Genomic DNA, 18,141 nt, shown 5'->3' with positions numbered 1-18,141 from the left:
GGTCATCTTGCCAGGCGCGCGCGCGGCGTGACAACGTCCGCGGCGCGATGTCCGAGCCCGCAGCGTACCCGCACCTCTTCACGCCGCTGCGCATCGGCCCGCGGACGGCGAAGAACCGCGTCGTCTTCGGCGCGCACTTCACGATGTTCACCGAGCCGGCCGCCCGCTACGGCGAGCCGGGCTTCTACGGCGAGCGCCTCGGGCGCTACCTCGGCCTGCGCGCCGCGCACGACGTGGGCGTGGTCATCGCCGGACAGGCGCAGGTCCACCCGACCACCGCCTACCAGATGCACAACAACGCCGTGGCGTGGGACGAGGCCGCCATCCCGCAGCTGGCGCGCGTGGCCGGCGCGATCACGAAGCAGGGCGCCCTGGCGCTCCTCCAGCTCGCCCACAACGGCGGCGTCAACACCGGGCGCTGGTCGCACCGGCCGGTCTGGACGCCGTCGCACGTCGTGAACAACCTGGAGGCGCCGAAGCCGCTCGAGCAGGCCGAGATCCGCGAGCTGACCCGGCACTTCGCGCGCTCGGCGCGCAACGCCGTCCGCGCCGGCTTCGACGGCGTCGAGATCCACGGCGCGCACGGCTACCTGATCCACGAGTTCCTGTCGCCGAAGTCGAACCGGCGTACCGATGCCTATGGCGGCAGCCTCGAGAACCGGATGCGGTTCGGCGTCGAGGTGCTGGAGGCCGTGCGCGCCGCCGTCGGACGCGACGCGGTCGTGGGTCTTCGCCTGGTCGGCGACGAGGAGATCGGGCCGAGTGGCCTCACCGCAGAGGACGCGGCGGCGATCGGCGCGCGCTTCGAGGCGGCGGGGCTCGTCGACTTCCTCGACGTCAGCATCGGGCGGTCGGGCGTCGGCATGGTGCGCCCGGTGTACGCGCCGCACGGCGTCGGCGTGTACGCGGCCGCGTCCGTGAAGCGCGCGGTGCGGGCCGTGCCCGTCTTCACGGTGCAGCGGATCCTCACGCCCGACGAGGCCGAGTCGATCGTCGCGCGCGGCGACGCCGACGCGGTGACGCTCGTGCGCGCGCTCATCGCCGACGAGGCGTGGGCGGCGAAGGCGCGTGACGGCCGCGCGAGCGAGATCCGGCACTGCACGGGGATCAACCAGGGTTGTTACGGGAATCTCACGCTCGGCTACCCGGTGTCGTGCGTGCAGAACCCGGTCGTGGGACGCGAAGGGGAGGAGGGCTTCGGTCCCATCGAGCCCGCGACGCGCCGGCGCCGCATCGTCGTAGCCGGGGGCGGTCCGGCGGGGCTCGAGGCTGCGTGGGTGGCGGCGGCGCGCGGACACGAGGTCGTGCTCCTCGAGCGCGCAGAGCGGCTCGGCGGCAAGATCCGGCTCGCCGCCGCGCTGCCGGGACGCGCCGAGCTCGGCGATCTCGCCGACTGGCGCGCGCTCGAGTGCGCGCGCCGCGGCGTCCAAGTGCGCCTGGGCGTCGACGCCACACCCGAGTGCGTCCTGGCGCTCGCCCCGGACGCGGTTGTGGTCGCGACCGGCGGCCGCGCGACGAAGGACGGCACGTCGAAGTTCCATCCGACGCCGGTCCCCGGCGCCGAGCGCGACTGGGTGATCGATCACGAAGCGGCCCTGCGGGAGCCTGCGCGCGTGGGCCGGCGCGTCGTGATCCTCGACGCCGTCGGCCACATCGAGGCGATCGGTCTCGGCGAGCTGCTGGCGCGGGACGGGCGCGAGGTGACGATCGTGACGCCGCTCGCGACCCCGATCGCCCTCGACGCCGAGACGCTCGCGATGGCGCTCCCGCGCGCGGTGCGCGCCGGATGCCGCTGGCGGCCCAGCACGGTGCTCGCCGGAGTCGGCGAGCACACCGCGACGCTCGCCTGCGTGCTCGGTGGGGCGACGGAGACGGTGACCGGCGTCGACACGGTCGTGATCCGCGCGCACGGGCTTCCCGAGGACGGGCTCTACCACGCGCTGCGCGACCGCGGCCTCGAGGTCCACCGCGTCGGCGACGCGGTCGCCGTCCGCACCGCGGACCACGCGATCTTCGACGGCCACGTGCTCGGCCGCCGGCTCTGAGTCGCTACTGGTCCGTGCGGGGCTCGCCGCGCAGGATCAGGCGGCGCTGCTCGCGGTACCAGGTGAGCGTGTCCTGGATCTGCTGCTGCTGTTCGGGTGTGCCGGCGGCGCCACGGTTCTGGGCGAGGCGCTTCCGCAGCTCCTGCGTGAGGTCGCGGAGCTGGTCGCGCCGCTCCTGTCGCTCCTCGCGCGTCGTCGGGCCGTCGCCCCATGCCGCCGGCCCGCTCGGCATGCCGTGCACCGCGGCGGCGCGCGGCAGCGACGTCGACGTGGTGCTCGACGCGGCGGCGGCCGCCGCCGCCGGTCGTGCCGCCATCTCCCGCACCTGCCCTTCGAGCGCGGTCGTCCGCCGGTCGAGGTTCGTCACGTCGGTCCGGAGCCCCTCCGCCGGCTCCGCTTCGCCCTCGACCGCCGAGAGCCGCTTCTCGAGCTGCTCCACCCGGGTCGTGAGCGCATCGATCCGCTTCTGCTCGACCCCGGCCCCGGAGTCACAGCCGCCGAGCGCCAGCATCAGCCCGAGCGTAACGACGCAAGCCATCTTCCGCATCACCCAACCATGTCTCCCACCAGCGGAGTGGGCAAGCGCCGCCCCCCGGGACCGACGCCGCTGCGCGGAGACGGTGGCCGGCGTCACTGCGGCTTCGGCTGCGCCCCGAAGTCCACCTTCGGCACTTCCTTCGCCGCCGCCGGGGCCTCGAAGTACTTCTGGGTCTCGAAGCCGAGCCAGCCGGCCCACGCGACGGTCGGGAAGCTCTTGATCGCCGTGTTGAAGGCGCGGACGGCGTCGTTGTAGCGCATGCGCTCGACCGCGATCCGGTTCTCGGTGCCGGCGAGCTCGTCGGAGAGCTTCGCGAACTGCACGTTCGCCTTCAGGTCGGGATAGCGCTCGGCGATCGCAAGCAGTCGCCCGAGGGCGCCGGAGAGGTTGTTGGCGGCGTCGATCTTCTCGTCGCGCGTGCCGGCGGCGAGCAGCTTCGAGCGCGCGTTCGCGACCGATTCGAAGATCTCCTTCTCGTGCGTGGCGTATCCCTTCGTCACCTCGACGAGGTTGGGGATCAGGTCGTTGCGGCGCTGGAGCTGGTTCTCGACCTGCGCCCACGCCGCGTCGATCGCCTCGCGCATGCTGACGAGGGTGTTGTAGCTGCAGCCCGCGAGCAGCAGCGTGCTCAAGAGGATTCCGAGTCTCAGGTTCGCCGTTCGTCGCATGAGAGTCTCCTTTCGTGTCCTACCAGCTCCGACCTGCGCCCCCGCCGCCGAAACCCCCGCCGCTGAATCCGCCGAACCCGCCCCCGCCGCCTCCGCCACCGGTGCCGAACCCGCCGCCGAACCCACCGGGAACGTAGAAGCCGCCCCGACGGCGTCCGCGCGCCGCGAAGCTCTGCTGACGGCTCATGACGTACACGATGAAGGCGAGCGAGAGCACCAGGATCAGCAACGCCACCCAGCCGGGGAGCGGCGCCGCCTGCGGGCGCGGGCGGGGTGGCGGCACGCCGGTCAGCGTCACGCCCTTCGAGGCGGCGATCTCGCCCGCGAACGCGCGCACGCCCCGCTCGATGCCCTCGTCGATGCGGCCGGCGCGGAACGACGGCACGACCTCTTCGTCCTGGATCTGCCCGACGAGGCCGTCCGGCAGGATGCCCTCGAGCCCGTAGCCGGTGAGGACGCGGAGCTTGCGGTCCTTGACGGCGACCAGGAAGACGAGACCCGTGTCCTCGCGCTTGCGTCCCGGCTTCCACGCGTCGGCGACGCGCATCGCGAAGGTGAAGTCGTCGAGCGGCGCGGTCGTGTCGACGGTGAGGACGGCGATCTCGGCCCCCGTCTTCGCCTGGAGCTCCTGGAGGAGGTCGGTGAGCCGCGCGTTCACGGCCGGGCTCACGACGCCAGCGAGGTCCGTGACGAAGCCCTGCGGCGTGGGGATCGCCGGCTCGGCGGCGATCGCGCCCCCGACGAGTCGCAGGACCAGCGCGAGGGTGGCGAGGCTACGCATGTTACGCAGGTACGGTGTCGACGGCGGCGACGATGCGCTCGGCGTCCGCGAGGTAGCGTCCGAATTCGGCGGCGAGCTGGCCGCGGAGCAGCCGGCCGCCGCTGCGCCGGTGGTCGAGGACCCGCCGGAGCGCGGGCAGGGGGCCGAGTAGACGCTCGCCCGCCGCCAGGACGTCGGCGAACGCGTGCGGCGTCTCGTCGCCGCGCAGGTGCAGCACGTGGCGCAGGATCACGAGGAAGGTGACCGCCGACGAGACGAGGAGGCGCTCGACCTCGTGCGCGTGCCCGGCTGCGTCGAGGTAGAGGGCGCGCAGGCGCAGGAGCCGTGCGCGCGCCTCGTGCTCGCACTGGCGCCGCAGGTGCGCGCGATCGACCGTGACGGCGGCGAAGAGGTCCGGGCCGTGGAGGGTGCGATGGGCGCGGCGGATGTCGTCGAACTCCATCGCGAAGGCGTCGCGCGCACGATCGAGGAACTCCTCGTCGACGACGAGCGGCAGGGCGAAGCCGTGCCGGCGCCAGCGCGGCACGACCTGGGCGAGCACGTCCAGCAGGGTCGCCGACACGGCCCGCACGACGATCACCGCGTTGACGTCCGAGCGGCCGGGAACCCAGTCCTCGCCCGCGGCGCTGCCGTAGACGGTCAGGTTCACGAGCGCGTCGCCGAGCGCGTCCGCGACGTCGTCGGTGAAGCCGGCGAGGTCGCGCTCCAGGCGCGCGTCCAGGGCGGGCATCGGGCGCCAACAATGGAACAGGGCGCCAGCGGGACGCAAGGGTCCGGGTTGACGCTGGCTCCGACGACGGATAGCGCGCGCGGACGATGCGTGCTCCGGGCGAGCTCCGCGCCGCGGTCGGGCTCGGCACGGCGGTGCAGGGACTCGCGAGCGGGCTCGCGCCGCACGAGATGGTCGAGGGCCTCGCGTGGCTTCCCGTCGTCGGGCTCGCGTGCGGCGCCGTCGCGGCGGCCGCGGCCGACGTCGCCGGCGGGCTCGGGCCGATCGCGACGGCGGTCGCTGCCGTCGCCGCGCTCGCACTCCTCGATGGACGCTGGCGCGGCGGCGTCCTGCCGGTGATCACGCTCCTCGTCGAGGCGGGCGCCCTCACGAAGGTGGGCGGCACGTCCCGTACCGTCGCGCTTCTCGTCGCGCCCATGCTCGCGCGCTGGGCGATCGTCGTGCAGTGCTACGGCGGCGTGCCGGTTTCGGGTGCCCGCGACCTTGCGGCGTTGGTCGGGCGTGCACGCTTCCGCGAGTTCGCGCTCGCGAGCGTGACGGCGCTCGGCGTGGCGCTCGTGCTGCTCGACGCGGTCGGGCTGGCGGTTGCCCTCGTGGCCGCGCTCGTGACGATCGCCGTGCGGGTGGCCGCCTACCGCTGGGCCGGCGGCCTCACGACGCGTGCGCTGGATGCGACCAGCGCGCTCGTCGAGGCGAGCGCGCTCGTGCTCCTCTCACTCGTGAGTCTCGCTCTGCGTACGGCGTAGCCGCTGGAGTCCCTCCGGACCGTGTGGCAGGGGGGGCCATTCCGCGCCCTCCCACAACGCTGCTGCTCCTTCTCTGCATGATCGCCGCCGGGGTCGAGGCGCACGCCGAGGAGCGCCTCCCCGAGGTCGTCGTCACGGCGCCGCCCGTGCGCGACGACGCGCCGGCGCCGCGCGACCCGACGGCGTTCGCGTCCGTGATCGAGACGCGCGAGGCGGCGACGTCGGTCGAGACGCTCGCCGAAGCGCTCTCCAACACCGTCGGCGTGCAGGTGCGGCGCTTCGGCGGCCTGGGCGACTTCAGCACGGTGTCGATCCGCGGCTTCTCGCCCGGCCAGGTGCAGGTCTACCTCGACGGCGTGCCGCTCTCGCGCGCGGACAACGAGGTGGTGAACCTCTCCGACCTGCCGCTCGACGCCGTCGACCACGTCGAGGTCTATCGCAGCATCACGCCGCTCGCGTTCGCCCAGTCCGGCGCGGGCGGGGTCGTGAACGTCGTCACGCGGCGTCCAGGCGCCGAGCCGATCGCCGCCGGCGCCGTCTCGTACGGATCGTTCGAGACGCGCAAGGCGTCGCTCGCCTACGGGCGCACGGTCGGCGCGTGGGACGGGCTCGTCTTCGGGCAGTACCTCGGCAGCAAGGGCGACTTCACGTTCACCCTCGATCCGAACGAATTCTTCAATGCGCCGCCGCAGTCCGAGCAGACGCGCATCAACAACGCCTTCAACCAGGGCGACCTCACGGGACGCGTCGCCTACCACGGCTCGCCCTTCACGCTCGCGATCACGACCGACACGTTCGTCAAATCGCAAGGCGTGCCGGGTCGCGCCGAGGTGCAGTCGCCCACCGGCCATCGCGACACGCTCCGCAGCCTCACGCAGATCGATCTCACCTCGGAGCCGGGCGCGCTGCCGATCAACGTCGACGGCAGCGTGTTCGGCGTCTACCAGTCGCAGACGTTCACGGCACAGGCCGACGCGGCGTTCCCCACCAGCGACACGACCGATCGCTCGACGACCGTGGGTGGGCAGCTCACGCTGCGCGGCGCGATCGGCGTGCACCAGGTGCCCGCGCTCCTGCTCGCGGGGAGCGGCGAGCGCTTCGTCGTGCACGACGGCGTGGGGCAGTTCGGGAGGACCCTGCCGGGCACGGCGCCCGCGCGCACGCGAGCGCGCTTCACGATCGGTGGCGAGGACGAGATCCTGCTCCTCGGCGATCGCCTCTCGATCGTCCCGGGCGTGCGCTGGGAGGTCTACCACGACGTCTTTCCGCCAGATCCTCTGGACCTCGTACCGGCGACCAACGTCTCGGGCACGACGACGCGCGACTTCGTGACGCCGCGCATCGGCGTCCGCGCCGATGTCGGCTGGGGCGCGACGCTGCTCGGCAACGCCACCCGCAGCGCGCGCATGCCGAACCTGACGGAGCTCTTCGGGGACAGCGGCGTCGTGCAGGGCAACCCGAACCTGCAACCCGAGACGGCGATCACCTGGGACCTCGGCGGCCGTCTGCGCTCGCCGTGGACCAACGCCGTCCTCACCGACGCGACGTTCGAGTACGCCTACTTCTGGAGCGACATCGACGACCTCATCGTGCTCGTCCCGAGCAGCGTCAACGTCTTCGTGCCGACCAACATCGGCGCCGCGACCATTCGTGGCAACGAGGTGGCGCTGCGCGGTGCGCTCTGGGATCGCGTGCTGGTCACGACGAACTACACGCACCAGCGGACGCGCGACGAGGGCTCCGAAGCGTTCGCGCACGGCAAGCAGCTCCCCGGACGTCCCGCCAACGAGGCGTACGCGCGCGTCGAGCTCGTGTGGTCGCGCGAGCGCCCGCTGCCGATCGGGTCGCTCGGGGAACGGCTGTGGCCCGGGCGGATCTTCACCGACGTCGATCTCATCGCGTCGAACTTCCTCGACCGCGCGAATCGCGAGCAGGTCGGCAGCCGCGCGCTGGTCGGGATCGGGATCGACGTGACGCTGCCGTGGGCGGGCCTGCACGCCGCGTGGGAGATGAAGAACGTGACCGACGACCAGACCGAGGACGCGCTCGGATTTCCGCTGCCCGGACGCTCGATCTTCTTCACGCTCTCCGCCGGATTCGGCGCACCACGTTGACACGGCAGCGCGCGCTGCGGTAAGCGGGCGATGTCGGGTTAGGGAAGGGGGTGCAAATCCCCCGCTGCCCCGCAGCTGTAACGGGGAACAAACCCGGTCGCATCCACTGCCGAGCGGTCGGCGGGAAGGGACCGGGGGCGGACGATCCCGGAGCCAGAAGACCTGCTCGACGACACCAGCACGTGCCTTCCGAGGGGAGGGAGCTGGGGGGTCGGCGCAGGCGTGCGTCCGGCGTCCCACTCCGTCGTCGCGGCGGGCCAGGAGAACGACGACGAAACCCGGACCCGCACGACGGATCGCGATGGCGCTCCTGGTCGCGCTCGCCCTCGCGAGCGAGGCCGCGGCGCGCCGGCCGCGTGCGCTGGTCGCCGGGACGACGTTCGAGACCGGCGTGCTCGCGACGGTGGCGATGGCGCCCCCGCGCCGCACGCGCGAGCTGCCGACCGACGTCTTCTCGGACGCCGTCGTCCGCGTGACGGGCGGATACGCGGTCGTGCTGAACCGCTTCCTCGCCGACAACGTGCAGATCCTGTCGCGCAAGCTGCGAACGCGACTCCAGTGCGGGACGGGTGCGGGATCGAACCCGCACGACATCGTCGCGGTCGCGCGCGACAAGGCGTACGTCACCCGATATGGCGGGCGCGAGCTGTGGATCGTCGATCCGTCCGCCCGCGGCTGCCGGCGCTTCCGCCGCGGGACGATCGACCTCGGCCCGTTCGCCGACGCCGATGGCCTTCCGGAGATGGACCAGACGGCGGTCGTGGGGACGCGCCTGTTCGTGAGCGTCCAGCGCCTCGACCGCACGCAGGGCTTCGCGCCGTCGGGAAAGAGCCGCCTGGTCGTGATCGACACGACGACGGACGCCGTCGTCGGCGCGATCGAGCTGCACGGCTCGAACGCCTTCGGCGACTCGAGCGGCATCGTGCACGATCCCGCGAGCGGCCGCCTCGCCGTCTCGACGCCCGCCGACATCTACAAGGTGGGCGACGGCGGCATCGAGTGGGTCGACCCGGAGACCCTCACCGCCGAGGGCCGCTTCTTCGTCACCGAGGACCAGCTGGGCGGCAACGTCACCGACTTCGTGCTCGTCTCCGCGACGAAGGGCTACGCGGTCGTGCAGGCGGCCGACCTCCGGAACCGCCTGGTCGCGTTCGATCCGACGAGCACGACGCCACCCGTGCAGCTCTTCGCCCGCGACGGGTTCCTGCCCGACGTCGCGCTCGCACCCGACGGCCTGCTGTGGCTCGCCGACCAGTCGCGGCCGAGCTACGGCATCCGCATCTTCGATCCCGCCACCGGCGCCCAGGTGACGCGCGATCCGATCGACGTCGGCCTGCCGCCGTTCTCGATGGGGTTCGTGCCATGAGGGTGCTCGTGGTCGCGCTCGCGCTCGCGGCGCTCGTGCGTCCGGCATCGGGCGATCCGTTCGCCGACGCCGTCACCGGCGTGACGATCGGGACGGCGGGCGGCGGCGGCAGCGCCGACTGGGTCCTCGGTCCGCCGCACGGCGCGGGCGCGTTCCAGGGCTCGACCCACACGCTCTCGCTCGGGCTCGGCGGCGAGATCACCGTCGCCTTCACGGACAACGCCATCGTGAACCGCCCGGGGGCCGATTTCACGGTGTTCGAGAACGCCTTCCTGCTCTCGGGGCTCGTGACCGGCGTGCCGTTCGCCGAGCCGGGGCAGGTATCGGTCAGCGCGGACGGCGTCACCTGGCTCGACTTTCCCTGCGCCGTGGACGACGACCCGTACTACCCGGGATGCGCCGGGGTCTATCCGGTCTTCGCCACGGCGACCGATCCGGCGAGCGCGCTCGTGCCGTCGACGACGCCGATCGCCGATCTCGTCGGCGTTCCGTTCGCCACCTTCACGCCGCCGGCCGGCTCGGGCGGCGACACCTTCGATCTCGCCACCGTCGGCCTCGCCGCTGCGCGCTTCGTGCGCATCCGCGGCGGCATGCAGCGCATGGGCCTCGGCGGCCTCGCGGGCTTCGACCTCGACGCCGTCGCCGCCGTGCACTCCGTCGACACGACCGGCCTTCCCGACGCCGACGGCGACGGGCTCGCCGATGCGGCCGACGGCTGCCCGCTGGTCGCCGACCCGGCCCAGACGGACGGCGACGGCGACGGCATCGGCGACGCGTGCGACGTGTGTCCCGCCGTGTTCGATCCGACCCAGATCGATCGCGACGGCGACGGCGTCGGCGACGCCTGCGACGACTGCCCGGCCACGCCGAACGCGGACCAGACCGACACCGATGGCGACGGGGTGGGCGACGCGTGCGACGCAGGCGCACCGGCCACCGATACGGACGGCGACGGGGTCGCCGACGCGAGCGACGACTGCCCGATCGTGCCGAACGCCGACCAGGCCGACGCGGACGGCGACGGTCTCGGCGACGCGTGTGACGTCTGCCCGGCGACGCCCGGCACCGACCAGCGCGATCGCGACCGCGACGGAGCGGGCGATGCCTGCGATCCGTGTCCCGACGACGTGTCCTGCGGCCCGATGTCGGCGGCGGGCTTCGCCGGCGGCGGGCAGCGCCGCAGCGTCGACCACCTGCTTCGATACGTACGTCCGACCTCCACCGTCAGCGCGGTTCCGGCCGGAACCACCACGCTGGCGCTCACCGTGGTGATCGCCCCCGAGGTGATCACGGGCAGCGTTCGCGTGCGCGTGGGGCGCCGCGATCTCACGGCCGCGCTCGGCGTCTTCACGCCGGGCTCGACCCGCACCGTCACGATTCCGCTCGCGCGCGAGCGGACGATCGTGCGGCTGCGGGCCGAAGGGCCACGGACCGGCGGCCGCCGGTCCGTCGATACGGACCGCCTCGTCGTGGTGGAGAAGTAGGAGCGGCACGGCGAGCGGTCGAGGAGCATGCGACAGATGCGACGAATTCTCGTGACAGCGATCTGCGCTGCGACGCTGGCGGCGCACGGTTCCGCCCGCGCGGCGGTCGTGGCGGCCCCGGGCTACGCTGCGCGCCGCATTCCCACCCCCGGCGCCGTCCAAGGCGGCGTCGTGCGGCAGGGCAACGCGCTCATCGTGGGGCAGGGCAGCTTCGGGGCCGGGACCGAGCGGGTGGTCCGACTCGACGGCGCCGTGGCGACCACCATCGCGACCGGCTTCAACTCGCTCGGGGGCTTCGACCTCGACGGCGACACGCTCTACCTGGTCGACAACTGCTTCGGCACCGACTTCGGCTGTACGGGCGCGTCGACCGGCGACAGCCTCTACGCCATCCCGAGCGCGACCACGCGGACCAGCGCGGCCGCGGCGGACACGAGCGCGGTGCTGCCGGCCGGCTCCATCACCGCACCGCAGGACGTGCTCGTGGTGCCGGGCGCCCTCCTGGTCGCCGACGCGATCGGGGTCGGCGCGGGCCGCGTCGTGAAGGTCGTGGGGACGACCCCGACGAATCTCGCGACCGGACTCGACTACCTGGGTGGCCTCGCGACCGACGGCGCGACGCTCTTCGCCGCCAACCTCGACGGCAGCTTCACCGGATCCGTGAAGCGGTTCTCGCTCGCGGGCGTCCCGGCGAGCGACCTCGTCGGCGGCCTCTCCGGGAGCTACGGGGTCGCCCGCGACGCAGCCGGCAACTTGCTCGTCACCGGCGGCTTCACCGGCGACTTCTCGTCGAGCACGCTGCTCGCCGTCGACGCGGGCGGGACGGCGACCGAGCGCGCGCACGGCTTCGGCTTCTCGGCCGACGTCTTCTTCGACGGCGCGCGCGATGCGGCCCTGGTGCTCGACTTCGGTGTGTCGGCCGTGACGGCCGTCTGTCGCGACGCGGACGGCGACGCCGTGTGCGACGCCGACTGCACGAGTCCCGCCGCCCTCGATCGCGCGGTCGTGAAGATCGGTCGCCAGACGACGGCGGTCGGCGACGACACGCTCAGCTTCAAGGGCCAGATGACGATCCCCGGCGTCTACGACCCGGTGGCGAACGGCGTGCACGTCCTGGTGGACGACGCCGCTGGCAGCGTCATCGCCGACGTGGTCGTGCCGGGCGGCGCATACGACACGGTCACCGGGACCGGCTGGAAGACGAACGCGAGCCTGACGTCGTGGACGTACAAGAATCCGAGCGGCGTCGTCGGTATCACCAAGGTGAAGGTGAAGAAGGCCTCGAGCACGCCGGGCCTGGTCAAGTTCAGCGTGAACGGGCGCAAAGGAGGCTATCCGGCCGCCGGCGCGGCGCTCCCCGTGCGGGCCGTGATGACGCTCGATCCCGCCGGCGGGTGCGCGCTCGCGACCTTTTCCGGTCCGACGTCGGGCTGCACCTTCAACTCCACCGGCGATCGCCTCACGTGCAAGTGACCGCACCCGGCGCGGCGCTCGTCGTGCTGGCGCTTCTCGCCGGCTGCGACGGCGCCGCGCCGCCCCCGCGCGCCGCCGGTGCGGCGCGGGTCGTCGTGCTGGCGCCGTCGGCGACCGAGACCGTGTTCGCGCTCGGCGCCGGCGATCGCGTGGTCGGCGTCTGCGCGCAGTGCGACTATCCCGCGGCGACGGCGAAGCTGCCGAAGCTCGGCGGCTATCTGACGCCGAGCGTCGAGGCGGTGGTCGGGGTGCGACCGGACCTGGTGATCGTCGTGCCGTCGCCCGGCAACCGTGAAGCCGTGCGCGCCATCGAGCGGGCCGGCGTGCGCGTCCTCGTGGTGCAGGACCGGACGCTGGACGACCTCTTCACGTCGATCGCCGCGATCGCCGGCGCGCTGGAGGTCTCCGACGCCGGCGGTCGCCTGGCGGCCGACCTGCGGAGCCGGCTCGACGCCGTGCGCGCGCGCGTGGCGTCGCAGCCGCGGGCGCGCGTGCTGCTCGTCGTCGGGCACAGCCCGCTCATCGTCGCGGGCGGGGGCACGCTCCAAGGCGAGCTGGTCGAGATCGCCGGCGGAACCAACGTGGCCGCCGATGTCGGCAACGCCTTCCCGCAGGTCTCGCTCGAGCTCGTGGTGGCGCGCGCGCCCGACGTGATCCTCGATGCGGCGATGGGGACCGAGGAGGGCGGGCGCGCGCTCTTCGCGCAGCTCACGACCGTTCCGGCGGTCGCGAACGGCCGCATCGTGTCGGTCGGCTCGGACGTGCTCTTTCGCGCCGGGCCGCGCGTGCCCGAGGCCGCGGCGGCGCTCGCGGCCGCCATCCATCCGGGGTAGACGGGCCGGGCGTGCGGGCCGCGTACCTCACACGCCGCCGGGTGGTCGTGGTGACGGCGGCGCTCCTCGTCCTGTTGCTCGCCTCGCTCCTCGCCGCGGCCGGCATCGGGCCCGTGCCGGCGAGCCTGTGGCGCGCGCTCGCGCCCGGCGCCGCGGGCACGACCGACTACGTGATCGTCGTGCAGACGCGCATCCCGCGCGTGCTCCTCGCGGGCGTCGTGGGCGCCGCGCTCGCGACCGCGGGCGCCGGCTTCCAGGGCCTCCTCGCGAACCCGCTCGCCGATCCGCACGTGCTCGGCATCAGCGGGGGGGCGGCCGTGTTCGGCGCCGCCGTCCTCGTGCTCGGCGTCGATCCGGTCTCGCCGATCGTGCCGCTGGTCGCGTTCCTGGGCGCGCTCGGGGCCATGACGGTCGTCGTGCTGGTCGCGCGCACGGGCGGTCGCACGACGCCGCACGCGCTCCTGCTGGTCGGCGTCGTCATGAACGCGATCGCGGCGGCGCTCATCATGCTGGTGAACGCGGTCGCGAGCTACCGCCAGGCGCAGGGCGTGCTCTTCTGGATGATGGGCGCCCTCACGACGCAGGACTACTTCCTGGTCGCGCTGGTGGGGGCGTACGCGATCGTCGGTGCGGTCGTGCTCCTGCGCCACGCGGCCGCCCTGAACCTGCTCGCCGCGGGGGAGGAGAGCGCCGCCAGCCTCGGCGTCGACGTCGAGCGCGTGCGCCGTGCCGTCTTCGTCGCGGCCGCGCTGCTGGTCGGCGCCGCCGTGTCGGTGAGCGGCATGATCAGCTTCGTCGGGCTCATCGTGCCGCACGTCCTGCGGCTCGCGCTCGGGCCCGATCTGCGCCTGCTCGTGCCGGCGTCGTTCCTGTTCGGCGCGACGTTCCTCGTGTGGGCCGACACCGTCGCGCGCACGGTGCTGGGGCCCGCCGAGCTTCCGGTCGGCGTCATCACGGCGCTGCTCGGGGGGCCGTTCTTCCTCTTTCTGCTGCGGCGGAGCCTGCGCGGAGGCCCGCGATGAGCGGCGTGCGTCTGGTCGCCGAGCGCCTGCGCTTCGCCTACGACGGCCGTCTGGTCGTCGACGACGTCGGCCTGGAGGTCGGCGGCGGCGAGCTGGTCGGCGTGATCGGTCCCAACGGCGCGGGCAAATCGACGCTCGTGCGCTTGCTGGCAGGCGTGGCGGTGCCGCAGCAGGGCCACGTCCTCCTCGACGGCGCGCCGCTCCTCGCGCGATCGCGCCGCGAGGTCGCGCGCGCGATCGCGCTCCTGCCGCAGGATCCGCGCGTCGAGTTCCCGTTCACCGTGCTCGAGGTCGTTCTCATGGGGCGCGCGCCGTATCTGGGGGGCCTCGGCTTCGCCGCCGGCGACGACGTGGCGATGGCCCGCGCCGCGCTCGTCCGCCTCGGCCTGGACGGGATGGAGGCGCGTGGCCTCGACACCCTCTCGGGCGGCGAGCGCCAGCGCGTCTTCCTCGCGCGGGCCCTCGTGCAGGATCCGCAGGTGCTGCTCCTCGACGAGCCGACGACGCATTTGGACCTGCGTCACCAGGGCGCGATCCTGGACGTCGTCCGCGAGCGCGTGCGGCGCGGCGGTCTCGCCGCCGTCGCCGTGCTCCACGACCTCAACCTCGCCGCCGTGGCCTGCGACCGCCTCGTGCTGCTCGCGGGCGGACGGCTCGTCGCGGCCGGGAGGGCCGCCGACGTACTGACGAGCGAGCGGATCGCCGGGGCCTTCGGGACCCGGGTCCGGGTCGGCCGGCACGACGGTTCCGACCTGCCGACCGTGCTGCCGCCCCCGCCGCGTGACGCGTGACGGCAGTGTTCCGGAAGCAGTGACGTGCTCGTCGCGAGGCGGACCGCAATCGGTTTGCCCACCCTGTGGGCGCTTGCTAAGGTCCACGATCGGCAGCGGAAATGCTCTACCAGTTCGCCAACGTCTTCGTCTTCTTCCTCTACGCGGTCATCCTCTGCGCCCTCATGCTGGGCCTGGGGGCGCTGCTCCGTCCGTCCAATCCGCAGCCGTCCAAGCTCTCCACGTACGAGTGCGGCGAGCCGCCGAGCGGCCCCGCCTGGATCAACTTCAACATCCGCTTCTACCTGGTGGCGCTCGTGTTCGTGATCTTCGACGTCGAGCTGGCGTTCGTCTACCCCGTGGTCGCCGTGTTCAAGGACTGGGTGACGAAGGGGCAGGGTGCGTTCGCCTTCCTGGAGCTCGGCCTCTTCCTCGCGATCCTCATGATCGGCCTCGTCTACGTGTGGGCGAAGGGCGACCTCGAGTGGCTGAAGCGGATCCCGGCCGAGAGGCCGCATCCGGGTGAGCCCGTGCGCCGGGCGGCATAGGGGGACCGAGCGATGTCGCTCATCAACACCGCGCCCGAGATGGCACTCACGACGCGCGTCGACGACCTCCTCAACTGGACCCGCAAGTCGTCGCTCTGGTACATGATGTTCGGCCTGGCCTGCTGCGCCATCGAGATGATGCAGACCGGCGGGCCGCGCGCCGACCTCGAGCGCTTCGGGATGGCGCCGCGCGCGACGCCGCGCGTGTCCGACGTGATCATCGTGTCGGGGACGCTCACCTTGAAGATGGCGCTTCGCACGAAGCTCCTCTACGACCAGATGCCGGAGCCGAAGTACGCCATCTCGATGGGAAGCTGCGCCAACTGCGGCGGGCTGTTCCAGCTCGCGTACTCGGTCTGCGACGGCGTCGATCGCGTGATCCCGGTCGACGTCTACGTGCCGGGGTGCCCGCCCCGGCCGGAGGCGCTCACCGAAGGTCTCATCAAGCTCCAGGAGAAGATCGCTCAGGAGCGCTGGCTCGTGCGCAAGAGTGAGCCGGTGGGAGTGCGTGCCTGATGGCGATGGACGCCGCCGGCGTGCATGCCCGGCTCCGCGAGAAGTTCGGCGACGTGGTGGGGCCGCTCGAAGCGAGCGGACGCAACGCGTCGGCGACCATCGTGCCCGCGCGCATCGCCGAGGTCGGCGAGTTCCTGAAGACCGATCCGGCGCTCCGCTTCGACTGCCTCTCGAACCTCTCCGGCGTCGACTACCCGAAGCAGGGCCACATCCAGATCGTCTACCACCTCTTCTCGTACCCGCACCGGCACGCGTTCGTGCTGCGCGTGAACGCGCCGCGCGACAACCCGCAGGTGGCGACCGTCTCCGGCGTGTGGAGCCACGCCGATTGGCAGGAGCGCGAGGCGTTCGATCTCCTCGGCGTCACGTTCGACGGGCATCCCGATCTGCGCCGCATCCTCATGCCGGAGGACTGGCCCGGGCACCCGCTGCGCAAGGACTTCGTCGAGCCGGAGTCGTACCACGGCATTCCGACCTCGCGAGAGAGCCTGCTGAAGGCCTAGTCGGATGAGCCTCGCGGGATTCGAAGTCGAGGTCCAGCGCTCGAAGGACGACGGCGGGGTCGTCACCGAGGACATGACGCTGTCGATGGGGCCGCAGCATCCCTCGACGCACGGGGTGCTCCGCTTCGTCATCCGCGCCGACGGCGAGGTGATGAAGGAGGCGATCCCCGACATCGGGTACCTCCACCGCTCGATCGAGAAGATCGCCGAGAAGGTCGGCTGGCACGGCTTCATCCCATACACCGATCGCGTCGACTACGTGGCGGCCATGTTCTGCAACCACGGCTGGTCGTTCGCGTGCGAGCAGCTCGCGGGCATCGAGGTCCCGAAGCGCGCCGAGTACTGCCGCGTCATCGCCGACGAGCTCTGCCGCATCCACAGCCACCTCCTCTCCGTCGGCTCGATGGCGATGGACATCGGCGCCTTCACGCCGTTCACGCACGCCATCCGCGAGCGCGAGTACCTGAACGACCTCTTCGAGGAGCTGTGCGGGGCGCGCCTCACCTTCCACTACATGCGGATCGGCGGCGTCGGCTGGGACCTGCCGACCGGCTGGATCGACAAGCTCTCCCACTTCCTCGACCGCTTCGAGCCGCTCGTCGACGAGTACGACCGGCTGATCTCGTTCAACAAGATCTTCGTCGAGCGCCTGGCCGGCGTCGCGCCGGTCACCGCCGAGGAGGCGATCGACTTCAACCTCGTCGGTCCGAACCTGCGCGCCTCGGGCGTCCGCTACGACGTGCGGAAGGACGAGCCCTACTCGGTCTACCCGGAGCTCGAGTTCGACGTGCCGATCGGCACGGGCGAGAAGGGAATCGTCGGCGACTGCTTCGACCGCTACATCGTCCGCATGCGGGAGATGCGCGAGAGCTGCCGCATCCTGCGCCAGTGCATCACGCAGATCCCCGACGGTCCGGTGATCGCGAAGGTGCCGCGGAACCTGAAGCCGCCGGCCGGCGACGTCTACGTGCGGCTCGAGAGCGCACGCGGCGACATGGGCTGGTACGTCGTCTCCGACGGCACGGCGTTCCCCCACCGGTGCAAGATCCGCACGGGGTCGTTCTCGGCGATCAGCATCGTGCCCAAGATCAGCCGCAACCTCATGATCGCGGACCTGATCGCGGTGATCGCGAGCCTCGACCTCGTCGCCCCGGAGATCGATCGCTGATGGCGGACCTGGTCCAGAGCCTGTTCGCGGAGGCGACCTGGGTGCACTACCTGGTCGTCGCCCTCCTGTTCGGCGCGATCGTCGTCTTCGGCCTCGTGCTGCCGATCGCCGGCATCACCACCTGGGTCGAACGCCGGATCATGGGCCGGATGCAGAGCCGCATCGGGCCGAACCGCGTCGGGCCGGCCGGATTCCTGCAGTGGCTCGCCGACGGGATCAAGAACATGCTGAAGGAAGACATCGTGCCGACCGCGGCCGACGGGCCGCTCTTCCGCTTCGCGCCCTACGTCGTGATGGTGGGCTTCGTCGGCACGTTCGCCGTGCTCCCGTTCACGAGCGCGCTCATCATCGCGGATCTAAACGTCGGCATCCTCTACGTGACGGCCGTGACGGCGCTCGTCGTCGTCGGCATCCTCATGGCCGGGTGGGCGTCGAACAACAAGTGGTCGCTCCTGGGCGGCATCCGCTCGGCGGCGCAGATCGTGTCGTACGAAATTCCGGCCGGGCTCTCGATCTTCCCGATCGTCATGCTGACCGGCTCGCTCAGCATGCAGGAGATCATCAAGCTCCAGGGTTGGGCGCCGTGGTCGTGGAACCTCTTCGCGAACCCGTTCGCGTTCGTCGCCTTCTTCATCTTCTTCGTCTCGGCGCTCGCCGAGGGGAACCGCACGCCGTTCGACCTGCCGGAGGCCGAATCCGAGCTCGTCGCGGGCTTCGCGACGGAGTACTCGGGCATGCGGAACCTCCTCTTCTTCATGGCCGAGTGGGGGAACCTCTACGTCATCGGCGCGATCGTGACCACGCTCTTCCTCGGCGGCTGGCAGATCCCGTTCACG

At 72.3% G+C, this 18,141-nt stretch carries 18 protein-coding genes and 1 riboswitch; of the genes, 14 read left to right on the top strand and 4 right to left on the bottom strand.

All coding sequences use genetic code 11. The features are described from left to right. Positions 1-47: 47 nt before the first annotated feature. Positions 48-2,045 (top strand): FAD-dependent oxidoreductase, encoded by a 1,998-nt coding sequence (locus tag VMS22_20510; protein ID HXJ36426.1) that lies wholly within the window; start codon positions 48-50, stop codon positions 2,043-2,045. A gap of 4 nt (positions 2,046-2,049) precedes the next feature. Here the strand turns inward: VMS22_20510 and VMS22_20505 are convergent, their stop codons facing one another. The 4 genes from VMS22_20505 to VMS22_20490 all read right to left on the bottom strand — a co-directional run bounded on the left by VMS22_20505 (position 2,050) and on the right by VMS22_20490 (position 4,762). Beyond that, a complete protein-coding gene (locus VMS22_20505) occupies positions 2,050-2,583 on the bottom strand; it encodes a hypothetical protein (protein HXJ36425.1) in 534 nt (177 codons plus the stop codon). Between the two features lie 92 nt (positions 2,584-2,675). Further along, positions 2,676-3,251 (bottom strand): LemA family protein, encoded by a 576-nt coding sequence (locus VMS22_20500; GenBank protein ID HXJ36424.1) that lies wholly within the window; start codon positions 3,249-3,251, stop codon positions 2,676-2,678. A 19-nt stretch (positions 3,252-3,270) separates the two neighbouring features. Next, positions 3,271-4,032: a TPM domain-containing protein gene (locus tag VMS22_20495; GenBank protein ID HXJ36423.1), complete on the bottom strand. Its 762-nt coding sequence runs from the start codon at positions 4,030-4,032 to the stop codon at positions 3,271-3,273. 1 nt (position 4,033) lies between these two features. Then, positions 4,034-4,762, bottom strand: a complete 729-nt coding sequence (locus VMS22_20490) for a hypothetical protein (GenBank protein HXJ36422.1) — start codon at positions 4,760-4,762, stop codon at positions 4,034-4,036. Between the two features lie 86 nt (positions 4,763-4,848). Here VMS22_20490 and VMS22_20485 point away from each other — a divergent pair, with 86 nt between their 5' ends. The 13 genes from VMS22_20485 to VMS22_20425 form a co-directional block, all read left to right on the top strand. Further along, entirely contained in the window at positions 4,849-5,508 is a 660-nt protein-coding gene (locus tag VMS22_20485) for a hypothetical protein (protein ID HXJ36421.1), read from the top strand. 77 nt (positions 5,509-5,585) lie between these two features. Next, positions 5,586-7,622 (top strand): TonB-dependent receptor, encoded by a 2,037-nt coding sequence (locus VMS22_20480; protein HXJ36420.1) that lies wholly within the window; start codon positions 5,586-5,588, stop codon positions 7,620-7,622. A gap of 18 nt (positions 7,623-7,640) precedes the next feature. Beyond that, positions 7,641-7,807, top strand: a riboswitch (cobalamin riboswitch). Between the two features lie 116 nt (positions 7,808-7,923). Continuing rightward, on the top strand, positions 7,924-8,988 hold the full coding sequence (locus VMS22_20475) for a hypothetical protein (protein HXJ36419.1): 1,065 nt from the start codon (positions 7,924-7,926) through the stop codon (positions 8,986-8,988). Further along, positions 8,985-10,472 (top strand): thrombospondin type 3 repeat-containing protein, encoded by a 1,488-nt coding sequence (locus tag VMS22_20470; protein HXJ36418.1) that lies wholly within the window; start codon positions 8,985-8,987, stop codon positions 10,470-10,472. The genes VMS22_20475 and VMS22_20470 overlap by 4 nt, the downstream gene beginning before the upstream one ends. 51 nt (positions 10,473-10,523) lie before the next feature. After that, complete coding sequence (locus tag VMS22_20465) at positions 10,524-11,945, top strand: hypothetical protein (protein HXJ36417.1); 1,422 nt, start codon at positions 10,524-10,526, stop codon at positions 11,943-11,945. Next, positions 11,942-12,778, top strand: coding sequence for a helical backbone metal receptor (locus tag VMS22_20460; GenBank protein HXJ36416.1), 837 nt, complete (start codon positions 11,942-11,944; stop codon positions 12,776-12,778). Before VMS22_20465 ends, VMS22_20460 begins: the two co-directional genes overlap by 4 nt. An 11-nt stretch (positions 12,779-12,789) precedes the next feature. After that, entirely contained in the window at positions 12,790-13,800 is a 1,011-nt protein-coding gene (locus tag VMS22_20455) for an iron ABC transporter permease (protein ID HXJ36415.1), read from the top strand. After that, the gene (locus tag VMS22_20450) at positions 13,797-14,591 is read left to right on the top strand and encodes an ABC transporter ATP-binding protein (protein ID HXJ36414.1); all 795 of its coding nucleotides are present in this window, start codon (positions 13,797-13,799) and stop codon (positions 14,589-14,591) included. The genes VMS22_20455 and VMS22_20450 overlap by 4 nt, the downstream gene beginning before the upstream one ends. A 101-nt stretch (positions 14,592-14,692) precedes the next feature. Continuing rightward, entirely contained in the window at positions 14,693-15,118 is a 426-nt protein-coding gene (locus tag VMS22_20445; GenBank protein ID HXJ36413.1) for an NADH-quinone oxidoreductase subunit A, read from the top strand. Between the two features lie 12 nt (positions 15,119-15,130). Next, positions 15,131-15,634: an NADH-quinone oxidoreductase subunit NuoB gene (gene nuoB, locus VMS22_20440; protein ID HXJ36412.1), complete on the top strand. Its 504-nt coding sequence runs from the start codon at positions 15,131-15,133 to the stop codon at positions 15,632-15,634. Next, a complete protein-coding gene (locus VMS22_20435) occupies positions 15,634-16,137 on the top strand; it encodes an NADH-quinone oxidoreductase subunit C (protein HXJ36411.1) in 504 nt (167 codons plus the stop codon). Before nuoB ends, VMS22_20435 begins: the two co-directional genes overlap by 1 nt. 73 nt (positions 16,138-16,210) lie before the next feature. After that, positions 16,211-17,305 carry an NADH-quinone oxidoreductase subunit D gene (locus VMS22_20430; GenBank protein HXJ36410.1) on the top strand — a complete coding sequence of 365 codons (1,095 nt, stop codon included), beginning with the start codon at positions 16,211-16,213 and terminating at the stop codon, positions 17,303-17,305. Further along, positions 17,305-18,141 (top strand): complex I subunit 1 family protein (locus VMS22_20425; GenBank protein HXJ36409.1); only part of this gene is annotated, 837 nt, incomplete at its 3' end. The genes VMS22_20430 and VMS22_20425, both read left to right, overlap by 1 nt.

The organism is Candidatus Eisenbacteria bacterium, assembly GCA_035577985.1.
GTDB lineage: Bacteria > Desulfobacterota > Binatia > DP-6 > DP-6 > DATJZY01.
The sequence above is the reverse complement of the archived record's forward strand: the minus strand, read 5'-3'. Positions and strand labels throughout refer to the sequence as shown.